Consider the following 19,067-nt stretch of genomic DNA (forward strand, 5'->3'; position numbering starts at 1 on the left):
TGACAGGGTGAATCGAAATTAGGTGAATAGAAATCAAAGGTCGAGATAGGTGCGCAGCCTGGCCAGATCGGCAATGGCGGGCCCCTCGGCCCCTTCGCAGACAATGCCCTGTTCGATCAGCTCCTTGAGGGCGCGCCGGTAGACCCGCTCTGTGGTACCGAAGCGCGCCGCCTCGTGAGCTCGCTTGCGCGATCCCAGCATCGGGGTGCGTTGGCGCTCGCGCCACAGCTCATAGGCGATGTTGTAGGCGATGGGGTGGAGCAGGCGGCTGGTGGTGATCTCCAGGGTATCGAGGTAGTCGCTGGCGAGCGCGGTGGCAAAGAACAGGGTCAGTTCGGGTTCGGCCAATAGTCGCTGGGCCAGTTTGTGGGCGCAGATGACTCTGGCATCCAGCTCGGTCTCGGCCACCACGTTCCACTGCACCGGGGTGGCGCTGAAGAACTCCATCTCGCCGAAGATCTGGCTGTGGCAGGCTATTTCGCCGAGCTGGAAGCTGCGGCCCGAGTGAACCGTGCTGTTGAGGGAGACCCGGCCACTTTCGACCAGATAGAGCTGCTCGCTCTGCTCCCCCTGTCGCATGATCAATTCACCCGGCAGGTAACGGCGCAGAAACAGGGTGCAGGCCTCGATCGCCGCGGCAAAGCGGGGTTCAAGTTGCTCAAGTTCGGCGTGAAAGCGGCCGAGGGGGTAGGGCTGTTGCTGCATGACTTGCCTGTCGCACCGGATGACGAGGGCCATGAGGCTAACAAGAGTGCGGGCCGGATACCAGCCCGCACGGTAGCGGATGTGCCGCAGTTAACGGTTTGCCGCTTATTGCGCCAGGGCGTGGAGGGCGGCAGCGATGGCTTGCTGCTCACCGGCCATCATCGCCTGTTCGGCACTGGCGTAGTCCGCCACCCCTTGCTGCACATCCTGCTCGAACAGCACCACGTTGCAGAGCACGGCGGCGACCCGCACCTTGCGCAGGCGACCCACGGTCAGCAGGGTGGCGGTCTCCATATCGGCACCGAGCACGCCACGGGCATGCCAGTAGCGGCACACCTCCTGCTCGTCATCCCGATAGAAGCTGTCGTGGGAGCGCACCAGCCCGTGCCAGTAAGGCTGGCTGCCGGTCGCCACATGGTTGAGCAGGGCGGCTTGCAGCCAGATATCGGCGCAGGCGGGGTACTCAGGGGGCAGATAGGCCTGTGAGGCCCCGTCACTGCGCACTGCCCCTTCCACCACGATGAGATCCCCGAGCCCGATGTTGTGCTGCAGGGCACCGGCGGAGCCGACCCGTATAAGGGATGTGGCGCCGGCTTGCACCAGCTCCTCCAGCGCTATGATGGCAGACGCGCCACCGATACCGGTGCTGCAGACCGTGATGGGCAGCCCCTGACAGGATCCGTTGATGAGGCGAAACTCCCGGTTTTGCCCCAGCACCTCATACTGTTCGAGCTGGCTGGCGATGCGGTCGACCCGGGCCGGGTCGCCGCACAGCACCACCCGCTCGGCAATCTGGTCGGGGCGGCACTGGAGATGGGGTAACAGAGTCATGGCTTACAGACCTTGTGGCTGGCGCTTGGCGGCAATCACCCAGAGGCGGGTACCGTTGGCGGCGATAAACAGCAGGATCAGGTACTCCAGCGACATGGCGTAGACGCCCTGCGCGGCATAGACACCGATGCTGATGATGTTGATGACGACCCAGAGGATCCAGTTCTCCACGTATTTGCGGGTCATCAGGATCTGGGCGACCACCGAGAGCACCGTCATGCTGGCATCCCAGAACGGGAAGGCATCGGGGGAGGGCTCAGGGGTGGCAAGGTTGGCACCCAACAGGTTGAGCAGGGAGACCGAGGTGCGCGCCAGGGTGGCGAAGACCGGGTCGATGTAGCGGGTCAGCAGGGCGATGGCCAGCACGCTCACCACAGCAGTGACGATAAGCTTGGATTTGCTGAGCCAGCGGATCTGCAGGGTATCCCCCTGATCGTTGGCGGGGCGGGTCCAGGCGTACCAGCCATAGACGTTGGCGCAGAAGAAGAACAGCTGCAGCATCAACAGTCCGTAGAGCTGGATCTGGAAGAAGATGATGGCAAACAGGCTGACGTTGATCAGACCAAACAGGTAGTTGATGGTCTTCTCCTGACTGGCGAACCAGATGCAGGCCAGACCGAATAGAGTGCCGATGGCTTCAATCCATGACATGGCATAGCCGCCACCCAGCGGAATGGTCACTAGCGTGTTATTGATGCTGAACAGCTCGAATATGCTCATTTTCTGATCCTTGGCATGAGGGGGAGTATGCGAGGGCGCCATTCTAAGGGGTGAGGGGGAGGAGGGGCAGGACTTTTGTCCGCCCCGGGCTTGGCCCATATCAAAGAAATCGCCGCTGGTGCCCGGTTATTCCAGCATCGATGGGTTATGGTGCCCCGGCGGGCCGGACTTTATTGATATGTAGCAAGATGATAGTGCGGTGGCTGTGGTCTGATAGAGTCCACTCTCCGGGAGGAGAATCACGTGATAACAGGAGGTTGCATTGAATTCCGAGCTTGTCTGGGTGCTCTGTCTGCTGGCAGGGGCCATCTATCTCTTTATGACCAACAAGGTGCGCATGGACGTGGTGGCCCTGGGTGTGGTCATCCTGTTTGTGCTGAGCGGCACCCTCACCTTGCCGGAGGCGCTGGCGGGCTTTAGCGATCCCAACGTTATCCTGATTGCCGCCCTGTTTGTGGTGGGTGAGGGGTTGGTGCGCACCGGCATCGCCTATCAGGTGGGGGATGCGCTGGTGAAGGTGGCGGGCAGCAGCGAGACCAAACTGCTGGTGCTGCTGATGGTGGCAGTGGCGAGTCTGGGGGCGGTGATGAGCAGCACCGGGGTGGTGGCCATCTTTATCCCGGTGGTGCTGAGCGTGGCGAACCGGATGGGGATCCCCGCCGGTCGCCTGATGATGCCCCTCGGCTTTGCCGGGCTGATCAGCGGCATGATGACGCTGGTGGCCACGCCCCCCAACATGGTGGTCAACAGCGAGCTGATGCGCCACGGCATTCACGGCTTCAGGTTCTTCGACTTCACCCCGATGGGCGTGCTGATCCTGGGGCTGGGCATCCTCTACATGCTGTTGGTGCGCGGCTCTTTGGTGGGCGAAGGGGAAGAGGGCAAAGGCAAGTCGCCCGGGCGCCGCACCCTGCGCGATCTGATCCGTGACTACCGGCTGGCCGGTCGGGCCCGCCGTTTGGCGCTGCGGCCTGACTCCCCGTTGATTGGCCACACTCTGGATGAGCTGCAACTGCGCGCCCGTTATGGCGCCAACGTCATCGGGGTGGAGCGCTGGCGAAAATTTCGCAGGGTGATGGTGCCGGTGTCGGGGATCAGTGAATTTCAGGCCAAGGATGTGCTGCTGATCGACATGTCAGATCCTGCGGTGGATGTGCGGGAATTCTGTAGCGAGGCGCGGCTCGAACCGATGATCCTGCGCGGGGAGTACTTCTCCGATCAGGCGCGGGAGGTGGGGATGGCCGAGGTGTCACTGATCCCCGAGTCCAAACTGTTGGGCAAAAGCGTGCGGGAGGTGGCCTTTCGTTCCCGCTATGGTCTGAGCATGGTAGGGCTGCGCCGCAATGGTGAGGCGCTGGCGGGCAAGCTGGTGGATGAATCGCTACAGATGGGGGACACCTTGCTGGTGGTAGGGAACTGGAGCCACATCAGACAGTTGCAGACCCACAGCCGTGACTTTCTGCTGATGGGGCTGCCCGCCGAGGTAGACGAGATGGCCCCCGCCCGCAGCCAGGCGATCCATGCCCTCTTTTGTCTTGGAGTGATGATCCTGTTGATGGTGACCGATCCGGTGCCCAACGTGATTGCGGCGCTGATCGCCTGTCTACTGATGGGCAAGTTTCGCTGCATCGACATGGAGAGCGCCTACAAGTCGATCCACTGGCCGACCCTGATCCTGATTGTCGGCATGCTTCCCTTCGCGTTGGCGCTGCAAAAAACCGGCGGGGTGGACCTTATCGTCGGCGGCTTGATGAATGCGGTGGGCGAAATGGGGCCGCGGGTGATGCTGGCCAGCCTGTTTGCGCTCTGTGCGGTGATCGGGCTGTTTATCTCCAACACCGCCACCGCAGTGCTGATGGCGCCCATTGCGCTGGGCACGGCGCAGCAGATGGGGGTCTCGCCCTATCCGTTTGCCATGACCATCGCCATCGCCGCCTCTGCTGCCTTTATGACGCCGGTCTCGTCACCGGTGAACACGCTGGTGCTGGGGCCGGGCAACTACAGGTTCGCCGACTTTATGCGGATTGGCGTCCCCTTTACGCTGCTGGTGATGGCGGTGAGTGTGGTGGCGATCCCCTGGTTCTTCCCGTTCTGATTAGCGGGTGGATGGAGGTGCATACAAGCGGCTTGCGGGCCGCTTTTTTGTGGCTGTGAGACAAGAGTGGCAAGGCCAAGGCCTGTTTGGAATAAGTTAAGAGTGACGTTAAGGCGAAGAGGGGGTGATACAGGGTCGGGAAAAAACCGGAGAGAGGCAAATTTCAGATACAAAAAAACCAGCCTGAGCTGGTCTGATTGTTACTACTAATAATGGTGCGGAAGGAGAGACTCGAACTCTCACACCTTACGGCGCCAGAACCTAAATCTGGTGCGTCTACCAATTTCGCCACTTCCGCAATACTAATGGTGGCTATGACGGGATTCGAACCTGTGACCCTCGCATTATGAGTGCGATGCTCTAACCAACTGAGCTACATAGCCTTCTTGTGTTCGACCGGAGTCAAATACAAGCAAAAATCGCTGGGTACCAGGTTTGAACCTGGGCACGTTGACGAGATCAAGATCTCACACGCTTACCACAGCAAGCCATCAACATAGTTAATGACAGGTAGTAATGGCTGGGGTACTAGGATTCGAACCTAGGGATGGCGAGATCAAAACCCGCTGCCTTACCGCTTGGCGATACCCCAACAGTGCTCCTCAACAGTCATCTGACTGATAAAGAACCTTAAAAATGGCTGTGGTACTAGGATACGAACCTAGGAACCTTGATGAGATAAAAACCTCTTACGTTCACCACAGCTATCACCGACAAGGTCGATGAAATACAAAAATGGCTGGGGTACTAGGATTCGAACCTAGGGATGGCGAGATCAAAACCCGCTGCCTTACCGCTTGGCGATACCCCAACAGAAACAGTTTAAATAATGGTGGCTATGACGGGATTCGAACCTGTGACCCTCGCATTATGAGTGCGATGCTCTAACCAACTGAGCTACATAGCCTTCTTGTGCTCGACCGGAGTCAAATACAAGCAAAAATGGCTGGGGTACTAGGATTCGAACCTAGGGATGGCGAGATCAAAACCCGCTGCCTTACCGCTTGGCGATACCCCAACAGTATTCCTTAACAGTCATTTGACTGGCAAAGAACGTTTAACAGTGGCTGGGTACTAGGAGTTGAACCTAGGCACGTTGACGAGATCAAAACCTCTCACGTTTACCACAACAAATCACCGACAAGGTCGATGACCAAAAATAATGGCTGGGGTACTAGGATTCGAACCTAGGGATGGCGAGATCAAAACCCGCTGCCTTACCGCTTGGCGATACCCCAACTGAACAATTAATGGTGGCTATGACGGGATTCGAACCTGTGACCCTCGCATTATGAGTGCGATGCTCTAACCAACTGAGCTACATAGCCAACCGTGCTTCCAGTGAGTCGTTGCCTCGTCACTGTGCGGGCCGAATTATGCGTATCTGGCTCTGGGGCGTCAACCATTTTTTTGTCAGAAAAACTGATTTTGGGTGCGTTTGGCGAGATATTGGTCTCTGTTGCGCAAAAGCCCAACAATATGATTTTTTTTAAGACATGCCCCCAGCCGTGCCAAGGATTCCAGAGACAACATGGCCAGTAAATAGCGGCCTTCCCTCGCCTACGGGGCACCTCTTGTGGCCATGGGCCAGTTTTTGGCAAAGCGGCGTCCTGGTTTTTTGTGTGTCGCGCTGTCCCGCGCTTTCACATGGGTGAAACCGCACGCCCGGCGATCTTTACCGCCCAGCGGAGCCACTATCTCGCTCTCGCCCTAAAAGAGCCCTCGGGTCACTGGTTGGCCGGAGAAAGGCTCTTTTAGCCATTGAGCTCCCCACGGCGATGCAGTGGTGGCGTGTTTGGCAAGCCGTTGTCAGTGGCCCGCGCGGGTAGGGTTTACTTGTGCTCGCAGTTGGCCCCCACGCCGTCCATTGTTGTGGTTATGCACAAAGAGGCGATTACTGCACGTCTCGTGTGGGGCTCTTTGCACGAAATAAACTCATGTGGTTTCATTAGAAAACTTCATTGAGTGGTAATTTTAAAGTGTGATCAACCATTAAGTTCGTCAATAGCCAGTGGGATAGCATTGCCATCCTTGGAAGAGTGACATTTTATCTCAATGTGCGCCGCTGTTTTTGTGTAGTAGGGCCATTGGGTGGGTATCACTATATATGGCTCAAGGTATCAGGAGTGGCGCTATATAGCCTGTGACCCACAGGAGTGAGCATGACCAAAGGAAGAGTGTTTGGCTGCTGAACCGGCCGCAATGAAAGGGCTGGCGACGAAAGGGTAACCCCGAACGGCCACATGGCATAGTGAGACCTGGCAGCAGATCGACCCGGCAACTATCGCCCGATAACAACGCATTGAAACCGGCTAGATGAATTTTATCTTTCATCGAACGGGGTAGTTGCATCCAAAAATGTCCAGAGTGCATGGCTGGCGCGGTTATTACCCACTGAACGATCCCGTTATCAGTGCCGCTGGATGAATAAAAATAAACAGTAATAAAGGCAGGTTAGTATGCATCCATCTACAGCTCCGACCGGGTTATTACAACAACCCAAACCCTTCTTCATGATCTTTTTTGTCGAACTCTGGGAGCGCTTCGGTTATTACGGCGTGCAAGGGATCCTGGCGGTTTTCTTTGTCCAGCAACTGGGTTTTTCTCAAGAGCAGTCATTTATTACCTTCGGCGCCTTCTCGGCGCTGGTATATGGCCTGATATCGGTCGGCGGCTATGTCGGGGACCATGTACTCGGGACCAAGCGCACTATGGTACTGGGGGCGCTGGTGCTGGTATTGGGTTACTTCATGACGGGCATGTCCATTTACCATCCAGACCTTATTTTCTACGCGCTGGGCACCATTGCGGTGGGTAATTGTTTGTTCAAGGCCAACCCGGCCAGCCTGCTGTCGAAATGTTATCCGCCAAAAGATCCCCGTCTGGATGGCGCGTTTACCCTGTTCTATATGTCGATCAATATTGGCTCGCTTATTTCCCTCTCACTGGCGCCGGTCATTGCTGACCATTATGGCTATACGGTGACCTATAACCTGTGCGGTGTCGGGCTGATCATTGCGCTGCTGGCCTTCTTTGCCTGCCGCCATATGGTCAAGGATATTGGCTCTGAACCGGATCATCTGCCGCTCAACTACAACAAGCTGCTGCTGGTCTTGCTGGGTGCCGTTGGGCTGGTCTTCTTCTGTGCCTGGTTGATGCACCATATCGTGATTGCCAATATGGTGCTGATGACGGTGACCATAGTGGTGGTGGTGATTTTCTTTCGTGAGGCATTCAAGCTGGATCTGGTCGGCCGCAACAAAATGTATGTGGCGTTTGTGCTGATGCTTGAAGCGGTGCTGTTCTATGTGCTGTATGCCCAGATGCCAACCTCATTGAATTTCTTTGCTATCAACAATATGCATCACGAGATGCTGGGGATGAGCGTCAATCCCATCAGCTTCCAGGCGCTCAACCCCTTCTGGGTGGTGGTGGGCAGCCCGGTGCTGGCGCTGATCTATACCCGGATGGGCAGTCAGGGGAAGGATCTCACCATGCCGCTCAAATTTACCCTCGGGATGTTCTTCTGCTCCCTCGGCTTTTTGACCGCAGCCGCTTCCGGCTGGTGGTTTGCTGATGCCCAGGGGCTTACCTCGCCCTGGTTTATGGTGCTTATCTATCTGTTCCAGAGTCTGGGTGAGCTGATGATCAGCGCACTGGGTCTGGCCATGGTGGCGGCGTTGGTGCCTCAGCGGTTGATGGGCTTCATTCTCGGGATGTGGTTCCTGACCCAGGCGATGGCATCCCTGCTGGGGGGCTATGTGGCCACCTTTACCGCCGTGCCGGAAGGGATGAACGATCCTTTGTTGACCCTGCCTATCTATACCGATGTGTTTGGCAAGATTGGTCTGGCGACCCTGCTTATTGCGGTGGTGATGGGGCTGATGGTGCCCTGGCTCAACCGGATGATGAATGCGACCGGGCCGCAGGAAGAGGGGGTACTGGCGCCGCAATCACAGGGGTGACGGGCAGATAGTGACAATACCAAGGCAAGGGCTGTGACCCTTGCCTTGGTTATTTCTGGCTTAGTTGTACTGCTCTTCCATCCAGGCTTCGACGATCAGTTGGGCTGACACGCCATCCACACTGCCTTTTTCCAGCGCGCGATAGCCGCCCCGTTCAAACAGTCGGGCGCGGGCATCCGTGGTGGTGAGCCGCTCATCCTTGAACTCCACCTGCTTGCCAAAGCGGCCGTGTAGCCGGTTGCCGAACTTGCGAGCGCGCACCGTGATCTCCTGATCGGTACCATCCATGTTCAGCGGCAGGCCGACCACCAGCAGGTCCGGTTGCCACTCCTTGAGCAGCTTGTCGATATCGTCCCAGTTAGGGATGCCGTCGTTGGCCTTGATGGCGCGCAGAGGCTGGGCGGTGCCGGTCAGCTCCTGACCGATGGCAACGCCAATGCTCTTGGTACCATAGTCAAAGCCCATGATGCTGCGTGATGACATGAAAAAATCCTCGAAAGGCAACGCAGGGGGCGTTGCCGGGTGTTAGCTATGGCCGATGTCGCTGGAGAGATGAACCGTGTTCACCCCTATGCTGGCGGCGGCTTGTTGCCAACGTGTGTGAATGGGGGTTTTGAATACCAAATCCGGATTGGGTGGGATCACCAGCCAGGCGCCATCGACCAGTTCCTGCTCCAGCTGACCGGCGCTCCAGCCCGCATAGCCAAGGGCCACCAGCCAATGGGCAGGGGCTTCGCTCGTGCCCAGGGTTTCCAGTATATCCTTGGATGTGGTCACCATCATCTCATCCCCTACCTGCAGGGTGGAGTTGAAACCGGGGTGGAAGCTGTGCAGCACAAAGCCGCGATCGGCGTGAACAGGCCCCCCTTGCAGCACCTGCTGCTTGAGCTCCGGATTGCCGGGTACCGAAATCTTGAGCTGGGTCAGCATGGCTTCCAGCGACATCTCTACCGGAATGTTGACCACCAGCCCCATGGCACCCTCTTCGCTATGTTCGCACAGATAGACCAGTGAACGGGCGAAGTAGGGATCCGTCAGGCTTGGCATGGCAAGCAGGAAATGATTTTGCAGTGTTTGCATAGGCCAAATAGTGCAAAGGTCGTTGGCAAGTGAATAGGGCAATTATGGCAGTTCATCACTTTGGGCAAAACCGCTTTTTATCGGGGAAGTCTTGTCCACTTATCAAACGGTGCGGGAGAGAAAAACATGGAAGGTATTTCAATCAGACAGAAGTTGATCCTGGGTTGTGTGGTGCCCTTGTTGGCTCTGCTGGCGATGCTGGTGGGCGCAACCCAGGCGATGTCCCAGTTGATGGCAGGCATGAACGCCATGTATCAGGGGGAGGTGGTGCAACTCAAGGAGCTCAAACAGATTGCCGATCTCTACGCCGTCAACGTGATCGATGCGACCAACAAGGCCAATGTGGGGGGCTTTACCCCGGATAAGGCAAAGGCGGCCATCACTCAGGCCCAGCGTGACGTGGCAGATAGTTGGCAGCACTACCGCAACATGGAGATGGATCAGGGGGAGAAGCTGGAAGCTGACAAGGTCCAGGCGCTTTTTGCGGCGGCCGATCAGCAGATTGCTGCCGTGGTCAAGGTGCTTGATGGCGGGCCGGAGCAAGTTAGCGCTCACCTCGGCGCGCAGATCATGCCGCTCTATGGTGCCATCGACCCCCTCAGCGATGGGGTCAGCGCCCTGGTGCAGTATCAGCTGACCGCTGCAGAGCAGAGCATGATCGAGCTCACTCAGCTCAAAGAGCGGCTGTTTCAGCTATTCCTGCTGCTGTTTCTGGTCGGCGGTGGCTGCGTGCTCTTTTTCGGCATATGGACGGGACGCAGCGTCAGCCAGCCGTTGGCAGCCATGGGGCAGGTGTTGCGCGGGATGCAGCAGGATCTCGATCTGAGCCAACAGGCGCCGGTATTGCGCAAGGATGAGATGGGGGCGCTGGCTCAATCGCTTAATCAGGTGATCAGCCACTTTCGCAGTTTGATTAACCAGATCAACGAGATGGCGGAGCACCTTGCCAAGGAGTCCGCCCACCTTGCCCATATCGGAGTCGAGAGTCGTCAACGCTTTGCCCAGCAACAGGGGGAGACCGATCAGACCGCCACCGCCATGAACCAGATGAGTGCCACTGTGGCCGAGGTGGCCAACAGCTCCTCAGGCGCGGCAGATGCGGCCCGTGTCGCCGACGAAAGTGCCCGCCATGGTCATCTGGTGGTGGAGGATGCCATCGCCCGGATGTCGGCATTGTCGTCCCATATTCAGGACACGGCGGCGATGATCACCCAGCTGGCCGACGACAGCCGCGATATCAGCAGCGTGATGGATGCCATTCGCGGCATCGCCGAGCAGACCAACCTGCTGGCGCTCAATGCGGCGATAGAGGCGGCGCGGGCAGGGGATCAGGGGCGCGGGTTTGCAGTGGTGGCCGATGAGGTGCGCACCCTCTCCCAGCGTACCCAGCGCTCGACCGAGGAGATTGGCAAGACCATCATCAAGTTGCAGCAGGGGGCCAATGATGCGGCCAGCAGCATGGTGCGCGGGCTGGATCAGGTGGAGGAGTCCAACCGCACCGTGCTCGCCTGCGGCAAGGCCCTTGGCGAGATTGTCAGCTCGGTGGAGGTGATCAATGAGCTGAACACTCATATCGCCACCGCCGCAGAGGAGCAGAGCAAGGTGGCAGAGGAGATCAGTCGCAACGTGGTCAATATCGCCCAGATTGCCACCGAATCGACCGCAGCGGCCTCCGAACTGAACCAGAGTTGCCACGAGCTGGAGCAGCTATCGAGCGATCTCAAGCAGAAGGTGGGGCAGTTCCGCTGTTAGATAGCGGTCACAACCACGCACACTGCACGAAACAACAGAGGCGGCCATGGGCCGCCTCTGTTCATTAACGATTGTATAGATAACGATAGTGCCGATTTAGCCGTTGCTGGCTCAGGCTTTCGCCAGTCGACGCTCGATGGCATCCATCAGCATGCCGGTGATGTGCACGTCGAAAGCCGCTTCAATCTCGCGGATACAGGTCGGGCTGGTGACGTTAATCTCGGTCAGCCGATCGCCAATGATATCGAGGCCGACGAAGATCAGGCCCTTCGCTTTCAGGGCAGGGCCGACCGCACGGGCGATGGCCCAGTCGGCGTCGCTCAAGGGGCGCGCCTCACCACGGCCACCGGCCGCCAGATTGCCACGGGTTTCCCCTTGCGCCGGAATCCGCGCCAGGCAGTAGGGAACCGGTTCACCGTCCACCACCAGCACCCGCTTGTCGCCATCCTTGATGGCGGGCAGATAGGTCTGGGCCATGCAGTACTGGCTGCCATGTTCAGTCAGGGTCTCGATAATCACGCCGACGTTGGCGTCATCTTCCTTCATGCGGAAGATGGAGGCGCCGCCCATGCCGTCCAGCGGTTTGAGGATCACATCCTTGTGCTGGGCGTGGAAGGCGCGCAGCTTGTCGGCGCGGCGGGTCACCAGCGTGGTTGGGGTGTGCTCGGCAAACCAGGCGGTGTAGAGCTTCTCGTTGGCATCGCGCAGGCTCTGCGGCTTGTTGACGATAAGGCAACCCTCATCCTCGGCCCGCTCCAGCATGTAGGTGGCGTAGATAAATTCGGTGTCGAACGGCGGATCCTTGCGCATCAGGATCACATCGAGGTTGGAGAGCGGCTGATCCACCACCTCGCCCAGGCTGTACCAGTCGGCATAGTCATATTGGACGGTCAGCGGGCGCATGGTGCCAAAGGCGCGACCGGCTTCCATATAGAGATCAGACATCTCCAGATAGAACAGCTCATAGCCGCGCTTTTGCGCCTCTTCGAGCATGGCAAAGCTGGAATCTTTCTTGATGTTGATGGCCGAGATGGGGTCCATCACGATGCCGAGTTTAATGGTCATCCGAATATCCTTCTTAATGGCTCGATTGGGTTGTAGGGGCGATTAGCGAAGCGTAATCGGCCGTCTGAGGCTGCCATCATTCGATACCGCCACGCGGCTTATCGACACTGCCCGCGCAGGTATGGCGCTGCCCGCAGGTATTAAGCGAGATCGCCAAAGCGGCACTGCAGCGCGGTAATGGCGGTCAGGGCGGCGGTTTCGGTGCGCAGCACCCGCGGCCCCAGCAGCATCTCTTTGAAATCTTCCTGCACGGTACGGGCGATCTCGTCGCTCGACAATCCCCCTTCCGGGCCAATCAGCAGCCGTACCCCGTGCTCGGGAACGGGCAGGGTGTTGATGCTGTACTCGGCGCGCGGGTGCAGGTTGATCTTGAGCTCTTTGGTCTCTTCCGCCAGCCAGGCGTCCAGCTCCATCGGCATGCGAACGATGGGCACCACGTTGCGGCCGCACTGTTCGCAGGCGCTGATCACCACTTTCTGCCACTGTTCGCGCTTCTTCTCCAGCCGATCGGCCGGCAGCTTGACGCCGCAACGCTCGGAGAAGAGCGGGGTGATGCAGGTGACACCCAGCTCCACCGATTTCTGGATGGTGAAATCCATCTTGTCGCCACGGCTGATCACCTGACCCAGATGGATGGCGAAGGGGGACTCCACCGATTGGGCGTCGCAGCGGTCGATGGTCACTTCCACCGATTTTTTGCCGACGCTGGCGATGGTGGCAGGATATTGATTGCCATCGCCATTGAACAGCTCGAGCTGCTGGCCCGGCTGCATGCGCAGTACCCGGCCGATATGGTTGGCGCCGTCTTCTGACAGGGCGATGGTCTGGCCAGCCTGCATGGCGGCCGCTTCATAGATACGTGGAATGCGCATGGCTAAGTGTCAGTCTCTTGCTTGGAAACCCTTCAATATCTTACTGCAAGGCTCACGCGGCAGAGGGTGAAGGGCTTCATGATGAGAGGGGGCGATCCCCCTCCTTGGTCAAATGGGGTTATTGGCACTGCTTTTCAATAAAGAGATTGGTATTGCCCTGCAGCTTGCCGATGCGGCGGTTGCGCTCGCACTCCCAGCCCTCTGCCGGGTACTGCCTGTCCCAAGCTTCAAACAGTTTACGCTGTTGCGCTGCCAGACGCAGCCCATACTGCTGGCTCATATAGAGGTAGGCGCGGGCGATCTGGCCCCGCACCGGCCCCTTGGGCGGCTGTACCCGACGATCCTTGAAATCCACCAGCATCTGGCACTGGCCGTACTGATCCGGTTTGCCGTTCCAGTCAGAAAAACGGAAGTTGGCCCGATCGCCGTTCACTTCACCGATGGCGGGCACCAGATTGTGCATGTCCCCCTCCATCTGGTTGAATTCGTCGCTCTTGCCGCAGTTTTTACGACCGCCATCCTGCCAGCACTGCAACTGGTGGCCGAACTCCCAGGCGGGGACTATATGCTCCCACTCGATGCGGGCGGCGCGCTGGGGCTGTTTGCGTGGCTCATAGCCGCAACTGGCCAGATCCGGGCTCATCTTCTTGCCCTGATAGTTGATGTTGCAGCCGCAGTAGAAGGTGGTGACCGCGGGTTGGGTTTGATAGAGCTTGACCAGATCCTGTTTGGCGGAGCGAAAGGTCTGGGCTTGGAGGGGGGCGCTGAGCAGCGGCAAACCGGCCAACAGGGTCAGGGCGAACGATAGCAGGGGGTGAAACATGAAGATCCTTGGCAAGAAAATAGGTGGATGAAATGAACCGCCCCTGGCGCGGGGCGCGACACAAGTTGGCTTATCGGGTGACGGCTGGCTCCGGCTGTTCCCGTGCCAGCGGCTGCTTGCAGCGGCGGCAGTGATAGCGGGCCTCACCGCGCACCACCTTGTTGTGGCGGCGGATCGACAGTTGATGCTGCTGGCAGTGACAGCGATAGGGTACGGTGCGCTGCGCCAGTACCGCCAGATCGAAGCTGTGGGTGGTTCTGGGCTCAAGGTCGAACACCTCCCGCATCACCGATTGCCACTGGGTGCCGTGAGGCAGTACCCGTGCCTTGCCGCGCCCTTCACCGCTATGTTCACCCCAAAGGGCATGAACCAGCAGATGGGCCACTTCGTGGGGCACCACCTCAGCCAGAAATGCCTGTTGATTGGCCTGATAGAGGGCCGGGTTGAAGCGCAGCTCCCAGGTTTGCAGCCGTGCCGATCCCGCTGCCCGGCCCCGCATATTGCAGTAGATCCGCGGGCGGGCAAAGGTGCGGTCAAGGCGCGCCTCGGCCTGCACGAAACAGGCTTCTACGCGTTGTTGCAGTTGGGATACAAGTTGGGCAGGAGTGGCGTTCATCAACATCTCGGCGGGTAACGGACAAGCAAAAGGGGAGCCAGGCTCCCCTTTTATCACAACTGGCGACTGTTACAAGCCAGCAGCGGAGCGCAGCAGCTCGGCCTTGTCGGTCTGCTCCCACGGGAACTCTTCGCGACCGAAGTGACCGTAGGCAGCGGTAGCCTGGTAGATCGGGCGCTTCAGATCCAGCATCTCGATCAGGCCATACGGACGCAGTTCGAAGTGCTCGCGCACCAGCTTGACCAGCAGATCCTCGGCGACCTTGGCAGTACCGAAGGTTTCGACGCTGATGGAGGTCGGCTCGGCCACGCCGATGGCGTAGGAGATCTGAATTTCACAACGATCGGCCAGACCGGCAGCAACGATGTTCTTGGCAACGTAGCGGGCAGCGTAGGCAGCGGAGCGGTCAACCTTGGACGGATCCTTACCGGAGAAGGCACCACCACCGTGACGTGCCATGCCGCCGTAGGTGTCGACGATGATCTTGCGACCGGTCAGACCGCAATCACCCATTGGGCCGCCGATAACGAAACGGCCGGTCGGGTTGATGAAGTATTTGGTGTCTTTGGTGACCCACTCTGCCGGCAGCACCGGCTTGATGATCTCTTCGCGTACCGCTTCAACCAGATCTTTGTGGCTGATGGACTCGGCGTGCTGGGTAGACAGTACCACGGCATCGACACCAATGATCTTGCCGGCGTCATCGTAGGCGAAGGTCAGCTGGCTCTTGGCATCCGGACGCAGCCACGGCAGGGTGCCGTTCTTGCGCACTTCAGCCTGACGCTTCACCAGCAGGTGAGAGTAGGTGATGGGGGCGGGCATCAGCACGTCGGTTTCGTTGGTGGCGTAGCCGAACATCAGGCCCTGGTCACCGGCGCCCTGCTCCAGCGGATCGCGACGGTCAACACCCTGGTTGATGTCGGGGGACTGCTTGCCGATGGCGTTCAGCACGGCGCAAGAGTCAGCGTCGAAGCCCATGTCGGAGTGGGTGTAGCCGATTTCACGTACGGTATCACGCACGATCTCTTCGATATCAACCCAGGCAGAGGTGGTTACTTCACCGGCCACCATGACCATGCCGGTCTTGACCAGGGTCTCACAGGCAACGCGGGCCTTGGTATCTTGCTTGAGGATGGCGTCCAGTACCGCATCGGAGATCTGGTCCGCAATCTTGTCTGGGTGGCCTTCGGAGACCGACTCGGAAGTAAACAGCTTTGCCATGATGGGAGTCTCAGCTTGTCTGGGTTATCGCCACAGCAATAACCGGGTGAATAGGATGGTGTAGAGGTATCTACATCTGGACGTCTATTTTAATTAGCGCCCCACCCGATTGCCAGCACTATTTTGTCGTGCGGCCGCGACTGGGTTGCCAATGGCTCCTTTCTATCCCCAAGGGGATGGAAATCAAACGTTTGCCATTGTTCTCTTTGGCCTGCAGGGCCCAAGAAAAGCGATTGTCCTCCCAAAGCCACTTTATTCGTCCAGATAGTATTTGCACGCCGCGCCCCCTGCTGGGACAATAACGCGCCTTAATCTTGGCCATCAAATGAAGCAATCGCAGGAGATACAGATGCCTTCTCGTAAAGAGCTTGCCAATGCCATTCGCGCATTGAGTATGGATGCCGTTCAAAAAGCCAACTCCGGTCACCCGGGCGCCCCCATGGGAATGGCGGATATCGCCGAAGTGTTGTGGCGTAGCCACCTCAAGCATAACCCGAACAACCCCAAGTGGGCCGACCGCGACCGTTTCATCCTGTCTAACGGTCACGGCTCCATGCTGCTGTACTCCCTGCTGCATCTCTCCGGTTATGACCTCTCCATCGACGATCTGAAAAACTTCCGCCAACTGCACTCTCGCACCCCGGGTCACCCGGAGTACGGTTATGCGCCGGGCATCGAGACCACCACTGGCCCGCTGGGTCAGGGCATCACCAATGCCGTGGGTATGGCGATCGCCGAGAAGGCCATGGCTGAGCAGTTCAACCAGCCGGGTCACGACATCGTTGACCACTTCACCTACGCCTTTATGGGCGACGGCTGCCTGATGGAAGGTATCTCCCACGAAGCGTGCTCCCTGGCAGGTACCCTGCAACTGGGCAAGCTGATTGCATTCTGGGATGACAACGGTATCTCCATCGACGGTCACGTTGAAGGCTGGTTCACCGACGACACTCCCAAGCGTTTTGAAGCCTACGGCTGGCACGTTATCCCTGCTGTTGACGGTCACAGCCCGGAAGCGCTCAATGCCGCCATCGAAGCCGCCAAGGCCGAGACCGGCAAGCCGACCCTGATCTGCTGCCGCACCATCATCGGTTACGGTTCACCGAACAAGTCCGGTTCTCACGATTGCCACGGCTCACCGCTGGGCAACGACGAGATCGCCGCTGCCCGCGCGTTCCTGAAGTGGGACCACGCCCCGTTCGTTATCCCGGCTGATATCGCTGCCGAGTGGAACGGTCAGGAGAAAGGCGCTGCGCTGGAAGCCGACTGGGATGCCAAGTTCGCTGCCTATGCTGCTGCTCACCCGACCCTGGCTGCTGAATTCAAGCGCCGTACCACAGGCGAGCTGCCAGCTAACTGGGCTGCCGAATCTGCCAAGATCATCGAAACCCTGCAAGCCAACCCGGCCAAGATCGCCACCCGTAAAGCGTCTCAAAACGCGCTGGAAGCGTTCGGCAAGCTGCTGCCGGAGTTCATGGGCGGTTCTGCCGACCTGGCTCCGTCCAACCTGACCATGTGGTCCGGTTCCAAGTCTCTGACCCCGGAAAGCGCGGCAGGCAACTACATCCATTACGGCGTGCGCGAGTTCGGCATGTCCGCCATCATGAACGGTATCGCTCTGCACGGTGGTTTCATTCCCTACGGCGCCACCTTCCTGATGTTTATGGAGTACGCCCGTAACGCCCTGCGCATGGCCGCCCTGATGAAGCAGCGTTCCATCTTCGTTTATACCCACGACTCCATCGGTCTGGGTGAAGATGGCCCGACTCACCAGCCGGTTGAGCAGATCGCTTCCCTGCGTCTGACCCCGAACATGAGCACCTGGCGTCCGTGTGACCAGGTTGAATCTGCGATTGCCTGGAAGCACGCCATCGAGCGTACCGACGGCCCGACTTCGCTGATCTTCTCCCGCCAGAACCTGGCCCAGATGGACCGTACTGCCCAGCAGCTGGCCGACACCGCCAAGGGTGGCTACGTGCTGAAGGATTGCGCCGGTACCCCTGAGCTGATCCTGATCGCCACCGGTTCCGAAGTGGAACTGGCCGTTGCCGCCTATGAGCAGCTGACTGCCAAGGGCCGTGCCGTGCGCGTGGTCTCCATGCCAGCGACCGACGTGTTCGACGCCCAGTCTGCCGAGTACAAAGCATCCGTGCTGCCGATGTCCGTCACCAAGCGTGTGGCCATCGAAGCAGGCATCGCTGACTACTGGTACAAGTACGTCGGTTTCGGCGGCAAGATCATCGGTATGACCACCTTCGGTGAGTCTGCACCGGCCGAACTGCTGTTCAAGGAATTCGGCTTTACCGTGGAAAACGTGGTTGCGACCGCTGAATCCCTGTAATAGCTGATTGCTTGGTTTTGAACTGAAAAGCGCCTCCCTTGGGAGGCGCTTTTTTATTTTTTAAAGATGGGAAATAAGGCGCATGAATAAAAGACTTAATCGACATACGGAAGCCTTTGCTCGTTGGAAGGCGCAGACACAGGAAACGTTTGAGTTTTCTATATTAATTTGCCATGCCGTGCCAACGCTGAAAAGAAATATCAGACTTTTTGAAAAAGGAATAATTGATGAATTAACAGCTCCAGATTATTATGGCGCAAGAGGTATTGCTGATGCTGGCCAAAGAGAGAGAAATAAAGAGCAGTTAAAGTCAATTAGTTCAGGTTATAAAACGAAATTATCTAAGTACATATTAATTAGTAATTTTAGCTTCTTTGAAGCTTACGTTTTTGATGTTATCAACGAAATGCTAACCTTTCATGGAGGAAGGGATGAATTTATTCAAAAAGCAAAAGCTAGGGGCTATCAAAACGCAATAAATGATGAGGTTGAAGAAACTAGAAAAAAAATTAGAATCCCAAATAGAGTCGAAAATCATCAACGGTATTTAGAAGCGACAAAGGAGTTAGAGGATATAAAATATCGTTTTCCTAGTGACATGTTTGGTAGTTATGGTGCTCAGATGTTAATTCAAAAACTCTCTAATATGAAATCAGCCGATATTCCATCAATTCTGAAAGATGGTTTACATATGGTTATTTCTGATGATGTTGTTGACTCGTACCATAACACCCGTGAGATTAGAAATAAAATTGCACATGGTGAGACAGTTGAACTGTCAATAAAACAGGTGACAGAGATGAGCAAGCTGTTAAGAGGCATTTCTTTAGAGCTAGATCAGCATCTGCTACGATATTTCTTTATTTCTGAAAGTTATCGAAGAAATTAATGTTTGTGATTGAGTTAGCTCGTAGGTTCGATTAGCGAGGCGTAATCGGACGTTCGCGTTCTTTAAGATGATGCCATAAAAATAATGTCCAT

The 19,067-nt window shown here is 57.6% G+C and carries 15 protein-coding genes and 8 tRNA genes; 5 read left to right on the forward strand and 18 right to left on the reverse strand.

The genetic code is table 11. The features are described from left to right. Positions 1-33: 33 nt before the first annotated feature. The 3 genes from ACY8FN_RS08435 to pnuC all read right to left on the reverse strand — a co-directional run bounded on the left by ACY8FN_RS08435 (position 34) and on the right by pnuC (position 2,256). Positions 34-705 (reverse strand): Crp/Fnr family transcriptional regulator, encoded by a 672-nt coding sequence (locus ACY8FN_RS08435; RefSeq protein WP_463099736.1) that lies wholly within the window; start codon positions 703-705, stop codon positions 34-36. Between the two features lie 105 nt (positions 706-810). Then, positions 811-1,536 (reverse strand): nucleoside phosphorylase, encoded by a 726-nt coding sequence (locus ACY8FN_RS08440; protein WP_463099737.1) that lies wholly within the window; start codon positions 1,534-1,536, stop codon positions 811-813. Positions 1,537-1,539: 3 nt separating this feature from the next. After that, a complete protein-coding gene (gene pnuC / locus ACY8FN_RS08445) occupies positions 1,540-2,256 on the reverse strand; it encodes a nicotinamide riboside transporter PnuC (protein ID WP_042063858.1) in 717 nt (238 codons plus the stop codon). Positions 2,257-2,518: 262 nt separating this feature from the next. Here pnuC and ACY8FN_RS08450 point away from each other — a divergent pair, with 262 nt between their 5' ends. Further along, positions 2,519-4,351, forward strand: coding sequence for an SLC13 family permease (locus tag ACY8FN_RS08450; RefSeq protein WP_463099738.1), 1,833 nt, complete (start codon positions 2,519-2,521; stop codon positions 4,349-4,351). 213 nt (positions 4,352-4,564) lie between these two features. Here the strand turns inward: ACY8FN_RS08450 and ACY8FN_RS08455 are convergent. The 8 genes from ACY8FN_RS08455 to ACY8FN_RS08490 form a co-directional block, all read right to left on the reverse strand. Further along, positions 4,565-4,649: transfer RNA gene (locus tag ACY8FN_RS08455), tRNA-Leu, on the reverse strand. 8 nt (positions 4,650-4,657) lie between these two features. Then, positions 4,658-4,734 (reverse strand) — tRNA-Met (locus ACY8FN_RS08460). A 134-nt stretch (positions 4,735-4,868) separates the two neighbouring features. Beyond that, a tRNA-Gln gene (locus ACY8FN_RS08465) sits at positions 4,869-4,943 on the reverse strand. 144 nt (positions 4,944-5,087) lie between these two features. Next, positions 5,088-5,162: transfer RNA gene (locus ACY8FN_RS08470), tRNA-Gln, on the reverse strand. Positions 5,163-5,181: 19 nt separating this feature from the next. After that, positions 5,182-5,258 (reverse strand) — tRNA-Met (locus ACY8FN_RS08475). A 36-nt stretch (positions 5,259-5,294) separates the two neighbouring features. Then, a tRNA-Gln gene (locus ACY8FN_RS08480) sits at positions 5,295-5,369 on the reverse strand. Positions 5,370-5,514: 145 nt separating this feature from the next. Then, positions 5,515-5,589 (reverse strand) — tRNA-Gln (locus tag ACY8FN_RS08485). Between the two features lie 13 nt (positions 5,590-5,602). Beyond that, positions 5,603-5,679 (reverse strand) — tRNA-Met (locus ACY8FN_RS08490). 1,131 nt (positions 5,680-6,810) lie between these two features. Here ACY8FN_RS08490 and dtpB point away from each other — a divergent pair. Then, positions 6,811-8,316: a dipeptide/tripeptide permease DtpB gene (gene dtpB / locus ACY8FN_RS08495; RefSeq protein ID WP_139721005.1), complete on the forward strand. Its 1,506-nt coding sequence runs from the start codon at positions 6,811-6,813 to the stop codon at positions 8,314-8,316. A gap of 60 nt (positions 8,317-8,376) precedes the next feature. Here the strand turns inward: dtpB and ruvX are convergent, their stop codons facing one another. Together ruvX and ACY8FN_RS08505 are read right to left on the reverse strand one after the other, a co-directional pair. Beyond that, positions 8,377-8,799, reverse strand: a complete 423-nt coding sequence (gene ruvX / locus ACY8FN_RS08500) for a Holliday junction resolvase RuvX (RefSeq protein ID WP_042020444.1) — start codon at positions 8,797-8,799, stop codon at positions 8,377-8,379. A 42-nt stretch (positions 8,800-8,841) separates the two neighbouring features. Continuing rightward, positions 8,842-9,396 carry a YqgE/AlgH family protein gene (locus tag ACY8FN_RS08505; RefSeq protein WP_463099739.1) on the reverse strand — a complete coding sequence of 185 codons (555 nt, stop codon included), beginning with the start codon at positions 9,394-9,396 and terminating at the stop codon, positions 8,842-8,844. A gap of 126 nt (positions 9,397-9,522) precedes the next feature. Here ACY8FN_RS08505 and ACY8FN_RS08510 point away from each other — a divergent pair, with 126 nt between their 5' ends. Further along, on the forward strand, positions 9,523-11,148 hold the full coding sequence (locus tag ACY8FN_RS08510; RefSeq protein WP_463099740.1) for a methyl-accepting chemotaxis protein: 1,626 nt from the start codon (positions 9,523-9,525) through the stop codon (positions 11,146-11,148). A 111-nt stretch (positions 11,149-11,259) separates the two neighbouring features. Here the strand turns inward: ACY8FN_RS08510 and gshB are convergent, their stop codons facing one another. From gshB to metK, 5 genes are all read right to left on the reverse strand, one after another. Next, positions 11,260-12,213 (reverse strand): glutathione synthase, encoded by a 954-nt coding sequence (gshB, locus tag ACY8FN_RS08515; protein ID WP_463099741.1) that lies wholly within the window; start codon positions 12,211-12,213, stop codon positions 11,260-11,262. A gap of 140 nt (positions 12,214-12,353) precedes the next feature. Continuing rightward, positions 12,354-13,085 (reverse strand): 16S rRNA (uracil(1498)-N(3))-methyltransferase, encoded by a 732-nt coding sequence (gene rsmE, locus ACY8FN_RS08520; protein ID WP_463099742.1) that lies wholly within the window; start codon positions 13,083-13,085, stop codon positions 12,354-12,356. 118 nt (positions 13,086-13,203) lie between these two features. Beyond that, positions 13,204-13,908 carry an endonuclease gene (locus tag ACY8FN_RS08525; RefSeq protein ID WP_463099743.1) on the reverse strand — a complete coding sequence of 235 codons (705 nt, stop codon included), beginning with the start codon at positions 13,906-13,908 and terminating at the stop codon, positions 13,204-13,206. A gap of 70 nt (positions 13,909-13,978) precedes the next feature. After that, positions 13,979-14,524, reverse strand: coding sequence for a SprT family zinc-dependent metalloprotease (locus tag ACY8FN_RS08530; protein WP_463099744.1), 546 nt, complete (start codon positions 14,522-14,524; stop codon positions 13,979-13,981). A 69-nt stretch (positions 14,525-14,593) separates the two neighbouring features. Beyond that, positions 14,594-15,745, reverse strand: a complete 1,152-nt coding sequence (gene metK, locus ACY8FN_RS08535) for a methionine adenosyltransferase (protein ID WP_042020452.1) — start codon at positions 15,743-15,745, stop codon at positions 14,594-14,596. 349 nt (positions 15,746-16,094) lie between these two features. Between metK and tkt the strand changes: the two genes are divergently transcribed. Together tkt and ACY8FN_RS08545 are read left to right on the forward strand one after the other, a co-directional pair. Beyond that, on the forward strand, positions 16,095-18,086 hold the full coding sequence (tkt, locus tag ACY8FN_RS08540) for a transketolase (protein ID WP_101318255.1): 1,992 nt from the start codon (positions 16,095-16,097) through the stop codon (positions 18,084-18,086). Between the two features lie 82 nt (positions 18,087-18,168). Continuing rightward, positions 18,169-18,975 (forward strand): HEPN domain-containing protein, encoded by an 807-nt coding sequence (locus ACY8FN_RS08545; protein WP_463099745.1) that lies wholly within the window; start codon positions 18,169-18,171, stop codon positions 18,973-18,975. The last annotated feature ends 92 nt before the right edge of the window (positions 18,976-19,067 follow it).

The organism is Aeromonas sp. 160P (genome assembly GCF_055193095.1).

Bases quoted from the DNA above. Each gene is read 5' to 3' on its own strand.
- ACY8FN_RS08435 (WP_463099736.1), bottom strand. From the start codon at position 705: ATGCAGCAACAGCCCTACCCCCTCGGCCGCTTTCACGCCGAACTTGAG.
- ACY8FN_RS08525 (WP_463099743.1), bottom strand. From the start codon at position 13,908: ATGTTTCACCCCCTGCTATCGTTCGCCCTGACCCTGTTGGCCGGTTTG.
- rsmE (WP_463099742.1), bottom strand. From the start codon at position 13,085: ATGCGCATTCCACGTATCTATGAAGCGGCCGCCATGCAGGCTGGCCAG.
- ruvX (WP_042020444.1), bottom strand. From the start codon at position 8,799: ATGTCATCACGCAGCATCATGGGCTTTGACTATGGTACCAAGAGCATT.
- metK (WP_042020452.1), bottom strand. From the start codon at position 15,745: ATGGCAAAGCTGTTTACTTCCGAGTCGGTCTCCGAAGGCCACCCAGAC.
- tkt (WP_101318255.1), top strand. From the start codon at position 16,095: ATGCCTTCTCGTAAAGAGCTTGCCAATGCCATTCGCGCATTGAGTATG.
- ACY8FN_RS08510 (WP_463099740.1), top strand. From the start codon at position 9,523: ATGGAAGGTATTTCAATCAGACAGAAGTTGATCCTGGGTTGTGTGGTG.
- ACY8FN_RS08440 (WP_463099737.1), bottom strand. From the start codon at position 1,536: ATGACTCTGTTACCCCATCTCCAGTGCCGCCCCGACCAGATTGCCGAG.
- gshB (WP_463099741.1), bottom strand. From the start codon at position 12,213: ATGACCATTAAACTCGGCATCGTGATGGACCCCATCTCGGCCATCAAC.
- pnuC (WP_042063858.1), bottom strand. From the start codon at position 2,256: ATGAGCATATTCGAGCTGTTCAGCATCAATAACACGCTAGTGACCATT.
- ACY8FN_RS08545 (WP_463099745.1), top strand. From the start codon at position 18,169: ATGAATAAAAGACTTAATCGACATACGGAAGCCTTTGCTCGTTGGAAG.
- ACY8FN_RS08530 (WP_463099744.1), bottom strand. From the start codon at position 14,524: ATGAACGCCACTCCTGCCCAACTTGTATCCCAACTGCAACAACGCGTA.
- ACY8FN_RS08505 (WP_463099739.1), bottom strand. From the start codon at position 9,396: ATGCAAACACTGCAAAATCATTTCCTGCTTGCCATGCCAAGCCTGACG.
- dtpB (WP_139721005.1), top strand. From the start codon at position 6,811: ATGCATCCATCTACAGCTCCGACCGGGTTATTACAACAACCCAAACCC.